The 12,250-nt window shown below is 57.5% G+C and carries 12 protein-coding genes; 3 read left to right on the forward strand and 9 right to left on the reverse strand.

The genetic code is table 11. The annotated features are described in order from the left end of the window. Nucleotides 1–13 precede the first annotated feature (13 nt). The 6 genes from MWU55_RS12810 to MWU55_RS12835 all read right to left on the reverse strand — a co-directional run bounded on the left by MWU55_RS12810 (nt 14) and on the right by MWU55_RS12835 (nt 4,711). Complete coding sequence (locus tag MWU55_RS12810; protein WP_246936565.1) at nt 14–961, reverse strand: MerR family transcriptional regulator; 948 nt, start codon at nt 959–961, stop codon at nt 14–16. Between the two features lie 62 nt (nt 962–1,023). Further along, nucleotides 1,024–1,326 carry an integration host factor subunit alpha gene (ihfA, locus tag MWU55_RS12815; RefSeq protein ID WP_246936567.1) on the reverse strand — a complete coding sequence of 101 codons (303 nt, stop codon included), beginning with the start codon at nt 1,324–1,326 and terminating at the stop codon, nt 1,024–1,026. A gap of 226 nt (nt 1,327–1,552) precedes the next feature. After that, the gene (locus MWU55_RS12820; protein WP_246936569.1) at nt 1,553–2,527 is read right to left on the reverse strand and encodes a beta-ketoacyl-ACP synthase III; all 975 of its coding nucleotides are present in this window, start codon (nt 2,525–2,527) and stop codon (nt 1,553–1,555) included. After that, nucleotides 2,524–3,612 (reverse strand): phosphate acyltransferase PlsX, encoded by a 1,089-nt coding sequence (gene plsX, locus MWU55_RS12825; RefSeq protein WP_246936571.1) that lies wholly within the window; start codon nt 3,610–3,612, stop codon nt 2,524–2,526. Before plsX ends, MWU55_RS12820 begins: the two co-directional genes overlap by 4 nt. A 56-nt stretch (nt 3,613–3,668) precedes the next feature. Then, nucleotides 3,669–3,878, reverse strand: a complete 210-nt coding sequence (rpmF, locus tag MWU55_RS12830; protein WP_108856658.1) for a 50S ribosomal protein L32 — start codon at nt 3,876–3,878, stop codon at nt 3,669–3,671. 242 nt (nt 3,879–4,120) lie between these two features. Beyond that, a complete protein-coding gene (locus tag MWU55_RS12835; RefSeq protein ID WP_246936573.1) occupies nt 4,121–4,711 on the reverse strand; it encodes a DUF177 domain-containing protein in 591 nt (196 codons plus the stop codon). Between the two features lie 142 nt (nt 4,712–4,853). Here MWU55_RS12835 and bamE point away from each other — a divergent pair, with 142 nt between their 5' ends. From bamE to MWU55_RS12850, 3 genes are all read left to right on the forward strand, one after another. Further along, nucleotides 4,854–5,327 carry an outer membrane protein assembly factor BamE gene (bamE, locus tag MWU55_RS12840; RefSeq protein ID WP_246936575.1) on the forward strand — a complete coding sequence of 158 codons (474 nt, stop codon included), beginning with the start codon at nt 4,854–4,856 and terminating at the stop codon, nt 5,325–5,327. Between the two features lie 180 nt (nt 5,328–5,507). Beyond that, nucleotides 5,508–6,248, forward strand: a complete 741-nt coding sequence (locus MWU55_RS12845; protein ID WP_246936577.1) for a GNAT family N-acetyltransferase — start codon at nt 5,508–5,510, stop codon at nt 6,246–6,248. A 55-nt stretch (nt 6,249–6,303) separates the two neighbouring features. Further along, a complete protein-coding gene (locus tag MWU55_RS12850) occupies nt 6,304–8,121 on the forward strand; it encodes an ABC-F family ATP-binding cassette domain-containing protein (protein ID WP_246936579.1) in 1,818 nt (605 codons plus the stop codon). Between the two features lie 70 nt (nt 8,122–8,191). Here the strand turns inward: MWU55_RS12850 and MWU55_RS12855 are convergent, their stop codons facing one another. The 3 genes from MWU55_RS12855 to MWU55_RS12865 all read right to left on the reverse strand — a co-directional run bounded on the left by MWU55_RS12855 (nt 8,192) and on the right by MWU55_RS12865 (nt 12,249). Beyond that, nucleotides 8,192–9,730, reverse strand: a complete 1,539-nt coding sequence (locus MWU55_RS12855; protein WP_246936580.1) for a trimethylamine methyltransferase family protein — start codon at nt 9,728–9,730, stop codon at nt 8,192–8,194. Nucleotides 9,731–9,970: 240 nt separating this feature from the next. Beyond that, on the reverse strand, nt 9,971–10,705 hold the full coding sequence (locus MWU55_RS12860) for a hemolysin III family protein (protein WP_246936582.1): 735 nt from the start codon (nt 10,703–10,705) through the stop codon (nt 9,971–9,973). 146 nt (nt 10,706–10,851) lie between these two features. Beyond that, nucleotides 10,852–12,249 carry a pyridoxal-dependent decarboxylase gene (locus MWU55_RS12865; protein ID WP_246936584.1) on the reverse strand — a complete coding sequence of 466 codons (1,398 nt, stop codon included), beginning with the start codon at nt 12,247–12,249 and terminating at the stop codon, nt 10,852–10,854. Nucleotide 12,250 lies beyond the last annotated feature (1 nt).

Consider the following 12,250-nt stretch of genomic DNA (forward strand, 5'->3'; position numbering starts at 1 on the left):
ATCGGCGCAGGCGTCATTCAGCCCGCCCATCATCTGATGGGGCAGGGGGCATTCGCTGGGCCAGTTCTTTCAAACGTGCAAGCATTCCGTAGGCTGCACCATCCGGCAAGGCACCGCCAGAAGACTTAAGCGCGCGCAACTGGGACGCAACGGATGCGCTGGCTGCTGCGGCATGCGCATCATCGGGGGTATCGGATGGGACATGCGAGACATCGATGGCTGCGGGGATTGCTGCAGCGGGTTCAGGCGAAGAACTCTCGGCTTCAGTGTCGGCAGAGGTGTCCACCTGTGCGTCATCGGCAGCTTCATCCGGCGTGGCCACGACGGGTTCGGAAACCGGGTCGCTCACTTCAGGCGTTTCTTCGCTGCGCCCAGAGAACAGATCGTTAGCCATGCCTGGCTCGTGCGTACTGGCGGAAGACGTGGACTGCTCCTCAACCTCTTCAGGCGCGTCGGTCAACGTGGGTGGGACGTCCTCATCAAGCGCGGCAGCTGCGGGTTCAGGTTCGGCCTCGGAAGGCGTGGTATCTTTGCTAACCTCTTGAGTAGGAAGCGAAGTTTCCGCCACTTCTGGCTCCGCTTCGGGTGCAGCTGGCCGTTCTTCAACAACCGCTTCAGCTTTCGCCGCCGCAGGTGTCATGGACACCACGTTTGACCCATCCGGATCACGCAATTCATCACTGTCCAAGGGGGTCGACATGGCAGCGACATGTTTGACGCCGTTTTCACGCAGAAGTTTCTGAACGCCGCGAATGGTCATGCCATCCTCGTGCAGAAGCTTTCGAATGCCACCCAGAAGCTCCATATCAGCAGGGCGATAATACCGTCGGCCACCGGCGCGTTTGACGGGCTTCACTTGCGTGAAACGACTTTCCCAGAACCGCAAAACATGTGTGGGCACGCCCAGCCAATCGGCCACCTCGCTAATGGTGCGAAAGGCGTCAGGTGACTTTTTGTCCATGTCTCTGCCCGTTCTTTTTTTTGCTCTGCCAGTGTCGGTTTTGCGATCACACGCGGACTAGATCAGCGCTTGTTCCCTGCGGCGACCCGATCTTTCATCAGATGTGAAGGACGGAAGGTCAGAACGCGCCGTGGCAGGATCGGCACTTCTTCTCCGGTCTTCGGGTTGCGGCCTACACGTGCCGCTTTGTCACGAACCGAAAAGGTACCGAATGAAGAAATCTTCACACTCTGGCCACTGACCAGCGCGTCCGAGATGTGGTTCAAGACGTTTTCTACAAGTTGCGCGCTTTCGTTGCGCGACAGGCCAACCTCACGAAACACGGACTCGCTCAAGTCCATACGTGTCAAAGTCTTTTCACTCATATTGTCCCCCTGAATGTATTTCTTTTTTTTGCCCATTTATTGGCGATTGGACGCCGGGCGCGTTTAGATACTGCTGTGAAGCATGTAAGCTTTGAATTTCCGAGTCAATATCAATGACTTGCGAAAGCAGAAGCTTGCCGGGGCAAATTGAGGTGAAACCGCTGGAATGCAAAGAATTGCAACGATCCGTTCGGTAATGAGGGTGACGTTCGGGTAAAACGCTGGATTACCAGCGCAGAACGACGGCCCCCCAAGCCAATCCGCCGCCGATGGCTTCGGCCACCAACAGATCGCCGTCCTTGATCTTGCCTTCGCTGCGCGCGACCGACATGGCCAGCGGGATAGAGGCGGCTGAGGTGTTGCCGTGATCCTGAACGGTGACAACAACACGATCCATGGGCACGCCCATCTTCTTGGCAGTGCCTTGAATGATGCGGATATTGGCCTGATGCGGGACGATCCAGTTGATATCGTCATCTGTAAGACCAGCTTTGTCCAAGGCGGCTTCGGCGGTTTGGGTTAGTTTGCCAACGGCCTGACGGAACAGCGGATTGCCCTGCATACGCAAGTGGCCCGAGGTTTGCGTCGTCGAAACACCACCATCCACATAGAGCATTTCGCGCATGCTGCCGTCAGAGTTGAGGTCCGCGGACAGGATACCGCGATCTTCGCTGGTTCCAGTGCCTTCTTGGGCTTCAAGAACAAGTGCTCCTGCACCGTCGCCAAACAGAACACAGGTAGCGCGGTCTTTCATATCCAGAATGCGAGAGAATGTTTCCGACCCAATCACCAAAACACGCTTGGCTTGTCCCGAAACGATCAAGGCGTTGGCATTGGTCAGGGCAAAAACGAAGCCAGCACAAACGGCCTGCACGTCAAAGCCAAAACCGCGTGTCATGCCCAGTTCGTTTTGGACCATCGTGGCCACGGACGGGAAGGTCAGGTCGGGTGTCGAGGTTGCCAATACAATTGCGTCGATGTCGTTGGGCTCAAGCCCGGCATCGGCAAGTGCGGCGCGTGCAGCGTGCGCACCCATTTGCGAAGTGGTCTCGCCTTCGGCTGCAAAGTGGCGGCGTTCAATCCCGGATCGGGTGCGAATCCATTCATCTGATGTGTCGACAATGTCTTCGAAATACGAGTTCGGAACCACGCGTTCGGGCAAATAATGCCCAACGCCTTTGACCACGGCGCGAAGTGTCATTCTGGCTGCTCACCTTCCGGTTTTTTTGTTGAGGCATCTTGGCTTGGCGCAACTGCAGATGCAACCCGGGCTGCAAGCTTTTGATTAAAGCCGCTTTCCCCAAGCCGGAAAGCCAGTTTGATGGCGGCTGACATGCCCGTCGCATCTGCTGATCCGTGGCTTTTGACGACTGTGCCGTTCAGGCCAAGGAACACGCCGCCATTGTTGCGGCGCGGATCCACGCGTTTGCTGAGGCGACGCAGCGATGTCAGAGCCAGCAAAGCCGAGATCTTTGACAGGATCGTCGCGTTGAACGCGTCGCGCAGCAGTCCAGAAACCAGGCTTGCAGTGCCTTCAGCGGTTTTCAGCGCGACATTACCAGTGAAACCGTCTGTGACAATAACGTCCACACGATCAGACGGAATGTCGCCACCCTCAACAAAGCCAACATAGTCGATATCGGCGTTCTCGGCGGCGTCACCGATCAGCTCGTGGGCGCTTTTCAGCTCTGGCCGGCCTTTATGTTCTTCAGTCCCGACATTCAAAAGTCCAACGCGTGGTCGCGCAAGGCCAAGCCCGTTGCGTGCGTAAGAGGCACCCATCAGGGCATATTGCAAAAGGTCGGTGTCGTCGGCACGGATATCAGCGCCCACATCCAGCATCACGTTGAACCCTTCAGGGTTTCGTGAGGGCCAGAGACAGGCGATGGCAGGGCGGTTCACGCCGGGCAGTTTACGCAGGCGGACCATCGACAGAAGCATCAACGCACCGGTGTTTCCGCAGCTCACAGCCACGTCGGCCTCGCCATTGCGGACAGCATCAATGGTCGACCACATCGAGGTGTTCTGACCATTGCGCATCACATAGCTTGGTTTGTCGTCCATGGTGACAACTTCATCGGCATGACGAATGTCACAGACGTCAGACAACCCCTTTGTCCGGGCAATCAGTTTTTCAAGTTCGGGTTTGTTGCCGTGCAGGATGAACCCGATATTCGGATTCTTATCCGCAGACAGCGCAAGACCGGCAACGACGGCTGCCGGTCCAAGATCTCCGCCCATGGCGTCGACCGATACGATTGTGCGTTTGGGGGCGTTCATTGTCATTCTTTATCCCATGCTCGGGGATTTTCTGACATGCCCACCCGCGCGGGGCAAGTGCCTTACGCTGCGTCCTCGTCATCCAGGTCGATTTCATCGGCCATGGCAACAACTTCACGATCATCATAGTGACCGCAGGACGGGCAAACGTGGTGGGGGCGCTTCAGCTCGCCGCAGTTCGAACATTCGTTCGGGTTCGCAGCAACCAGAGCGTCATGTGCGCGGCGATTGTTGCGGCGCGACTTGGATACTTTGTTCTGTTGGACGGCCATGGTCTCAACCTTCGATTTTGGGGGCGCATGGCCCGTTGAATTCTTTAGGCTTCAGGGAAGCCTGCTTATCCTCGTGTCTGAGTCTGGCGCCTCATACGCTGTTTGCGGGGCGCTGTCCAACCCATCTTGTGGAAGAAGCCGGGAAAATACTGGGATTCTTTTTTCTTGCAAGAGGTGATTTGGCCGATTTCGGCGATTTTCCCAGATTTATTGGCGTTTCACAGCCGGTGCTGCGCACAACATCAGCTATCGTCAGACCCATCCTTGCCCGCCAGTTGATCCCTGAGTGCTGACAGGCCGGCGAAAGGCTTTGCATCTTCATCGCTCATCGGGGCAACACCCGGAGCCGCGAAATTCTGCTGATCAAGTTCAGCCCCTTCGACGCGCGGAAACAAAGGCAAGGCCAGCGCAAGGGATTCGATCATCACTGCGCCCAGATCAATCTCGGCCCCCAAAGGCTCCAAGGTTTCGTCTTCGGGCATCTCAACTTCGTCACCCATCTCAAGCTCGGGCAGATCACGCACCCAACGGCGGCTTACCGCCTCTTCAATGCGTGTGGTCACGGGGTCAAGGGTCACAACGCAGTCCTGCACGACGGTGGCGCCAAGCTGTGCTTTCAGCTGCCAATCCGTTTTGCCGCGGGCTGAAAGCGTCCCTTTGAACCGCAACTTTCGTAGGGCCGGCAGGCCAAGGTCTAAAGCAATGGCTTTGCAATCGGCATCTGCTGGCACAAGTTCGAACTGCGTATCTACATTGGTGGATAGATCAGAAACGCGCAGGACATGTTTAAACAGGGGCGTTTGCTGGTCCTTTTCGGGCCTTTCGATGCTCATTGACGTTTCTCCTGACCGATCGCGGGCGGATATGGTGGTAATCCTCAAGAACCAGATACAAGATCGGTATCGTTTCTTGAACCGTGGCCATTCCTGCGATAAGCCGATACCCAGAAGCATGGGCAGAACGCAAGGGGAGCATATGTCTTATCTTACGGATGGGCTGAAGAAAGCTGGCAAGGCCGTCGCAATGGCAACGCTTGCGATCTCTCTGGCCGCCTGTGCTGCGACCTATCGCAATCACGGATATATGCCTGTGAAAGAAGATGTGGATCTTCTGGTCGTCGGCAAAGACACCCGCGAGACCGTCACAGAAGCGATCGGCAAGCCCGGGACTGCGGGTATTTTGGCCGATAGCGCCTACTACTATGTGCGCTCGCGATTCGAGCACTACCTTTACAACGCCCCGAAAGAGATCGACCGCGAAGTGCTGGCAATCAGCTTTGATGGCAAAGGACGGGTGGAGAACATCGAACGCTTCGGTCTTGAAGATGGCCGCGTCATTGTGCTTGAGCGTCGTGTAACAGAAAGCAACATCAAGGGCGTCAGCTTCCTGCGTCAGCTCTTTGGTTCCTTCGGGCGCATCGACTTAGCCGAGCAACTTGGCGGTGGCTAAGGGCTGCGAAATCCAGAATACTAAGGCGTCGGTCATCCGGCGCCTTTTTTATATTGTCCGTGTGGCTCCACGCCGTGGGTTTTCCTTTCGCCACGTCATGATGATGTCATATCTTGTCGACACGATGGGGCGGCCACATATGATGACCCAAGCAGGTTACGCCACTGGCGGGGGCAAGATATGCCGACACTGAATACGCCCCGATACCGGGCACGGTTTGACGAAACGCAGGCTGACATTCGCGCAGCACAAGCGTTGCGCCACAAGTGCTTCCGCACGGGGCAGGGGGTGGACAGCGACGCGTATGACGAGATTTGCCGCCATGTGCTGGTCGAAGACCAACAGACCGGAAAGCTGGTTGCCTGCTTTCGGCTGATGCCGTTTCAGAACGGGCAATCCATCGGAGACAGCTATTCTGCACAGTTTTATGAGCTTTCAGCGCTGCGCGATTATGCGGCCCCGATGATCGAATTGGGGCGGTTCTGCATCGACCCGGATGCGCGAGACGGGGCTGATATTCTGCGCGTCGCGTGGGGGGCGATGACCCGCTATGTGGATGCCGAAAATATTGGCCTGATGTTTGGGTGTTCGTCCTTTCAGGGAACAGACGAAGCGCGCTATCTGGATACGTTTGCGCTGCTCCGTGATCGCCATATTGCGCCAAAACGCTGGCTGCCCCGTGTCAAAGCCCCCAAGGTTTTTCGTTTTGCGCAGCGTTTACGCCGCAAGCCGGATGCGAAACGCGCGATGCTAGGCTTGCCGCCCCTGTTGCGTACCTATCTGATGATGGGAGGCTGGGTGTCTGATCATGCGGTGGTGGATCACGATCTGAATACGCTGCATGTGTTTACGGGGGTCGAGATCGCTTCGGTCCCACCTGCGCGCGCGCGTCTTCTGCGGGCCGTGGTTCCCTCTGCCTAAGTATTGTCCGTTACATCGCCTTGACCAGCTGCGCCCAAGACCGTAACCCGGCGGCATGGCACGTGTACCCCTTCTGCAAATGAACGATATCGCCCTGACCTTTGGCGGCGATCCCATTTTTAACAGCTTGGATCTTGTAGTTCAGCCCGGTGACCGCGTGGCGCTGGTGGGGCGCAACGGGTCTGGCAAGTCGACACTTATGAAGATCATGGCAGGCATGGTGGAACCGGACAGCGGAACCCGTGTTCTGTCGCCCGGCGTGACGGTTGGATACATGGATCAGCACCCCGATCTGTCCGCATTTGAAACACTGGGAGAGTTCGCCGCGTCCGGGCTGGAACCCGGACAGGATTACCTTGTTGAACGCGTGGCCGAAGGGTTGAAGATGCGATTGGACACGCCGGTTTCAACCGCATCTGGTGGGGAACGTCGTCGCGCGGCTTTGGCCAAGCTTCTGGCCGAGGCGCCAAAGCTGATGTTACTGGACGAACCAACCAACCATTTGGATATTCAAGCGATCGAATGGCTTGAGAATGAGCTGAAGCAGACGCGCGCGGGTTTTGTTCTGATCAGCCACGACAGGGCCTTCCTGCGGGCACTGACCCGAGCAACGCTCTGGGTCGATCGGGGCGAGGTGCGCAGGCAAGAAAAAGGGTTCGAGCATTTTGAAGCATGGCGCGACAAGATGTGGGAAGAAGAAGATCAGAACCGCCATAAACTGAACCGCAAAATCAAAGCGGAAGCGCGTTGGGCGGTTGAGGGGATTTCAGCCCGCCGCAAACGCAATCAAGGACGGCTACGCGCCTTGCAGGATCTTAAAGCCGACCGGGCCTCGCAGATCAAACGGCAAGGTGCTGCTGAAATGGCATTGGAAGCTGGGCCCAAGTCGGGCCGAAAAGTGATTGAAGCCAAAGGAATTTCAAAGTCTTACGGCGACAAGGTGATCCTGAAACCTTTCGACCTGCGCGTCATGCGCGGGGAAACCATCGCCTTTGTTGGACCGAACGGCGCAGGGAAAACCACGCTTCTGAAAATTCTGACCGGGCAGGAAGAACCAGACACTGGCAGTGTGTCCTTTGGCACCGGAATTGAAATGGCCGTGTTTGACCAGAACCGCTCAACGCTGGATGAAAATTCCAGCCTTTGGGAAAACCTGACCTCGGACCCGGAAATGAGCATCTCGGGCAAATCCGATCAGGTCATGGTGCGCGGCAATCCAAAACACGTCGTCGGATACCTAAAAGAATTCCTGTTCTCAGATGAACAGGCCCGTGCGCCCGTGCGATCCCTCTCGGGAGGTGAAAAGGCGCGATTGATCCTTGCCCGTATCATGGCGCGGCAATCGAACCTATTGGTGCTGGATGAACCCACCAACGATCTGGACGTGGAAACGCTGGACCTGCTGCAAGAGCTGATCTCAGGCTTTGACGGCACGGTTCTGGTGGTCAGCCACGATCGTGACTTTCTGGATCGCGTCGCAGAACGCACCATTGCGATGGAAGGGGACGGGATTGCCACAGCTTACGCCGGCGGCTGGTCTGACTATCGCGCGCAACGACAAGACGTGGCAGCGCCAAGCGCCAAGAAAAGCGACAAACCCAAGCCTGCACAGAAAGAGAAACCCAGGGAACAGAAAGCCCCAACGGGGCTGAGCTTCACCGAAAAGCACCGGCTGGAAGTGCTTCCAGACGAAATCGACCGCCTCATGGCCGAGATTGCCAAACTGGAAGAGTTCCTTATGGATCCGGATCTCTTTTCAAAAGAACCGGTGAAGTTCAAGAAAGCGTCCGAAGGCCTGACCGAGCGGCAACAGAAACTCGCTGCTGCCGAGGAAGAATGGTTGGAGCTGGAAGAAAAGTCCGAAGCCAACTAACCCCTTTTTCTTGTTCGAAATATCCTTCGGGGGACCGGGGGTGCAAAACCCCCGGTCCTGACGGTTCAGATTACTTCGGCAGATGGATGTTGAAACGCTCGCGAATTGCAGCATCAACGCCCGGATCCAACAGCGCCTGCGAACGCTCCGCCAAAATAGATTCTTTGCGCGCGGTGGCTGCTGACACCAGATCTGGTTTGCCCACTTCAGCCCATTCTTTAGGTGAACATCGATCGCCAAGAGATGGGTAGACATATTCGGTCTGCATCAGGCTGAGCGTCTGATCTGCGCCAAGATAATGCCCGGGGCCATCCAGACAGACGGATTTCATCAGATCCAGATCCACGGCATCTTCTGTCACCTCAATCCCACGCACGCAGCGTAGGGCTTGCCCAACGATGTCATCGCCCAAGATCAGGCTTTCATGGCAGAACCCAAGAAGGGACGCGTGCATGCCTGCTGCCTCATACACCATGTTCAACCCAGACAGACCGGCCATCACGTTCGAGCACATCTGCTCCCACCCGGCTTGCATGTCTGGCAGCTTGGAATCCGAGAACCCCGAGGCCGCACCACCGGGCAACCCATAGAACTGGTGCATTTGTGAGCATCCAGCCGCCAGCAACGCTTGTTCGCCCGATCCGCCCGACATCGCGCCTGATCGTAGGTCGACCACGAAAGGCCATGTGCCGAAAATCGCAGGATGACCGGGTGAGATCGCGTTGACATAGACCACGCCTGCCAGACACTCCGCCACAGCCTGTACGATTGCACCCGCCAAGGTGGGCGGGGCGGTAGCGGTGGCCATTCCTGCCGACAACAGCAGCACCGGCATACCGGCAGCGATGACTTTCTCCATCACCTCGCAGCTTTCGGTGGCGAATTTCATGGGTGGCACAACAAAGCAGTTTGTATTCGAGACGAAGGGCCGCGCGCGCCAGGCGTCTTCGCCCCCCGCCATCATGTGCAAAAGCTCGATCCCGTCATCCACGAAATCTGGCTCGGTGAAGGACACGCCGATATGTTTCTTTGTCCCGGTCACGCAGGCATAGATCGAGTTCAGATCCATTTCACGATTGTCCAGGATGTCCCGGCAGACCATGGGACGCTGCAGGAAGTGGATGTTGTCCAGCTGATCCACAATCCGGGCCGCGTCATGCAGGTCTTGCACGGTGCTGTCGCGATAGTCCTTGCCGTCGGGTTCGACCATGTGGACCGCCGCCCCAGCCGTACCGTAGTGCACGCGGTTGCCGGAGAGGTTTAGGTCATGTTGAGGATCACGCGCGCAAAGGGTGATCCCTTTCGCGGCTTTCGCCAGCATGTCTTCGACCAAGGCGCGTGGGAAGCGTAACCGTCCGTCATCGCCAAGAATGGCACCTGCGCGGGTCATGATGTCGATGCCCGATGCCGGAGCGTCAGCCAGCCCGATCTGTTCAAGCGCATCAAGTGCGGCTTGGTGGATGCGTTCCATTCCGGCCTGTGTCAGGGGCTTATAGGTGCCACCTTCAAGGCCTGCGCGCACCGGGCGCGATTCCTTGGCCAACGGGGCCGCACGAAGCGCCTGCCGGGCCTGCCGTCCACCAGAGCGGCGTGAAGTTCTTGTTGTCATATGGATTTGTCCTTCCTGCTGTGTCGTCAATTTCTAAGAAATGACGTCAGCAGGGGCGGCCTCGGGCCGCGCGACCGCGTTCTGCGCCGATGGTGCGCACAACGAGCGAGATTTTCCAATCCAGTCGGTCCATAGGGTTCCTCCACAGTGTTAACTATTGGAGACGAATGTTGGGGATTCTATTCCGTTTGCGTCATTTGGCATGACGCTTTCTGGACCCCTTGGGATGTTAATCAGGGGTTAGGACCACGCAACCATCACGACAGCAGCATAGTGGGCCGCGGCGCCCAAAAGCACATGTACATGCCATATGGCCCGGTTGAAGGGCCAGTGGTCGCGTAGGTGAAACAGCGTGCCGATGGTGAACAGAAACCCGCCGCCCACCAAAAGGATCAGCACCCCAAGGCTAACGCTCGCCAGCAATGGTCCGATCATCAAAACCCCCATCCAGCCCAGCATCAGGGTCAGCATGAAGCCGGTGCGTTCAAACCGGCATAGGAAAAAGAGCTTCAGCGCCATGCCAACAAGCGCCACGGTCCAGATTAGGGCAGCCCATGCCAAACCAGTTCCGCCCCCGATTCCAATCAGCGCGATGGGCGTATAGGTGGCTGCTATAAAAAGAAAAATCGCCGCGTGATCAAAGCGGCGAAGGACAGAGCGGGCAGATGTGTGCAGGGTCATGTTGTAGGCAGCGGAAAGCGCGAAGCTGGCGACCATCCCGATGCCATAAACAAGCAGTGGCGGCAGGTGTCCCATTGGCGCATCCCCTGACGCCCAGAGGATCAAGGTGATGGATCCGATAAGCGCGGCGATCACCCCAAGCCCATGTACAACCCCGTCGGCCACATATTCGCGAAAGGTGAAGTGCTGCCCGAAATGGTGTCGGTCAGGCAGAGTGTCGGTGTGGTGGGCAGTGCAGCTGTCCGTCAGATTTTCAGCGTGGCGGCCCAGATAATGTTCACGGAAACGATCCATGTGAATACCCTCTCTCGCTTGCCTCTAATATAAGGGGCGATACAGGCGTAGGTGTGCCGAGCTTTGGTCAATAAAATGTCAGTTGCCCGTGACACCAGCCCCTCTAGATTAGAGGGTAATCATGAAAATGTAAAGATTTCCTAATGTTACAGATCTTTTGCAAGCTCGGATAGAACGGCGGGGATGGCCATCACGTCTTCTCGCGTGCAGGTGAATTGTCCTACAGACACTCGAATGACAAAGGATCCGTCGTGATAGGTCTGCGTCAGATAGATGCGTCCGTCGCGGTTTACACGCTCCAACAATTCGGCGGTTTTCGCGTCGTCGCGATAGCGGAAGCTAAAGAGCGATAGGATCGGAGGCGTCGTAATCTCGAAGCCGGGCAGGGCGGCGATGGCCTCGCTCGCCTCGTTCGCCCACGCGACGTGGTTTCGGATGCGGGCGCGCAGGCCCGACAGGCCCTCGGCGCGCAAGAGGAACCAGATTTTCAGCGCGCGGAACCGGCGGCCAAGGGGCAGGGTCCACTCGTTGTAATTTACGATCTCGTCCGCGCCCTGCGTCTTCAGGTATTCTGGGCGCAGCCCCATTGCGCCGATTTGCGGACCGGGATCGCGCAGGAACTGCACGGCGCAATCGAACTGCGCGCCCAGCCATTTATGCGGGTTGAAGATGATGCTGTCAGCGTCTTCGATCCCCGCCCACAGATGACGGAACTCTTCGCATATCATCGCGGACCCCGCCCACGCGGCGTCCACATGAACGGTCAGCCCATGGCTTTGCGCCACTTTGATGCAGGCAGCAATGTTATCGCAGGCCCCGATCGAGGTGCCGCCGACGCACAGCACGACGCCTGCAGGTTTACGCCCGGCGGCGATGTCGTCGCGGATCAGACGATCCAGCGCGTCCGGGTCCATAGACCATGTGGGGTGGCCAGGAATTGTGGGCACCTTTACAAGATTGTCCTGCCCGATCCCCGACAAGCGAACGGCCTTGTCGACGCTGGAATGGGTCTGCGCGCTGGCATAGATGCGAAGCTGAGGCGCACCGGAGAGTCCTTTGGTGATGCCGGTATGATCCAGCGCAAGCTCTCGCATCGTGGTTACGGCGGAGAACGTAGCGGTTGTCGCGCTGTCATGGATGGTGCCGGTGAAGTCTTCGGGCAGACCCATTCCGTCACGCAACCAGCGGATCACCAAATCCTCCATTTCATTGGCGGCAGGGGCGGTCTGCCACAGCATCGCTTGGGCCGACATCGCGTTGGCCAGTTGCTCGGCCAGCATCGAAGCGGGGGCGGCATTGGCAGGGAAGTAGGCAAAGAAACGCGGATGCTGCCAATGCGTCATGGCGTCGGGCACAAGGCGGGTGAAGTCGTCAAATATCGTTTCTACCGGCTCTGGGATCTCGGGAACCGGGGACTCGATCTTGGCCAGAAACTCGCCGGGGGCCAAATCCGGGCGCACCGGACGATCGCGCAGACCCGTGTGATAATCGCGCGCCCAGTCAGCGGCCTTTTTTTGCCAGTCGGCCAGATCGTCATAGTTCATT

The organism is Aliiroseovarius sp. F20344 (assembly GCF_023016155.1).
GTDB lineage: Bacteria > Pseudomonadota > Alphaproteobacteria > Rhodobacterales > Rhodobacteraceae > Aliiroseovarius.

Coding starts and splice junctions, on each gene's coding strand:
- MWU55_RS12810 (WP_246936565.1), bottom strand. CDS start 961: ATGGACAAAAAGTCACCTGACGCCTTTCGCACCATTAGCGAGGTGGCC.
- ihfA (WP_246936567.1), bottom strand. CDS start 1,326: ATGAGTGAAAAGACTTTGACACGTATGGACTTGAGCGAGTCCGTGTTT.
- MWU55_RS12820 (WP_246936569.1), bottom strand. CDS start 2,527: ATGACACTTCGCGCCGTGGTCAAAGGCGTTGGGCATTATTTGCCCGAA.
- plsX (WP_246936571.1), bottom strand. CDS start 3,612: ATGACAATGAACGCCCCCAAACGCACAATCGTATCGGTCGACGCCATG.
- rpmF (WP_108856658.1), bottom strand. CDS start 3,878: ATGGCCGTCCAACAGAACAAAGTATCCAAGTCGCGCCGCAACAATCGC.
- MWU55_RS12835 (WP_246936573.1), bottom strand. CDS start 4,711: ATGAGCATCGAAAGGCCCGAAAAGGACCAGCAAACGCCCCTGTTTAAA.
- bamE (WP_246936575.1), top strand. CDS start 4,854: ATGTCTTATCTTACGGATGGGCTGAAGAAAGCTGGCAAGGCCGTCGCA.
- MWU55_RS12845 (WP_246936577.1), top strand. CDS start 5,508: ATGCCGACACTGAATACGCCCCGATACCGGGCACGGTTTGACGAAACG.
- MWU55_RS12850 (WP_246936579.1), top strand. CDS start 6,304: ATGGCACGTGTACCCCTTCTGCAAATGAACGATATCGCCCTGACCTTT.
- MWU55_RS12855 (WP_246936580.1), bottom strand. CDS start 9,730: ATGACAACAAGAACTTCACGCCGCTCTGGTGGACGGCAGGCCCGGCAG.
- MWU55_RS12860 (WP_246936582.1), bottom strand. CDS start 10,705: ATGGATCGTTTCCGTGAACATTATCTGGGCCGCCACGCTGAAAATCTG.
- MWU55_RS12865 (WP_246936584.1), bottom strand. CDS start 12,249: ATGAACTATGACGATCTGGCCGACTGGCAAAAAAAGGCCGCTGACTGG.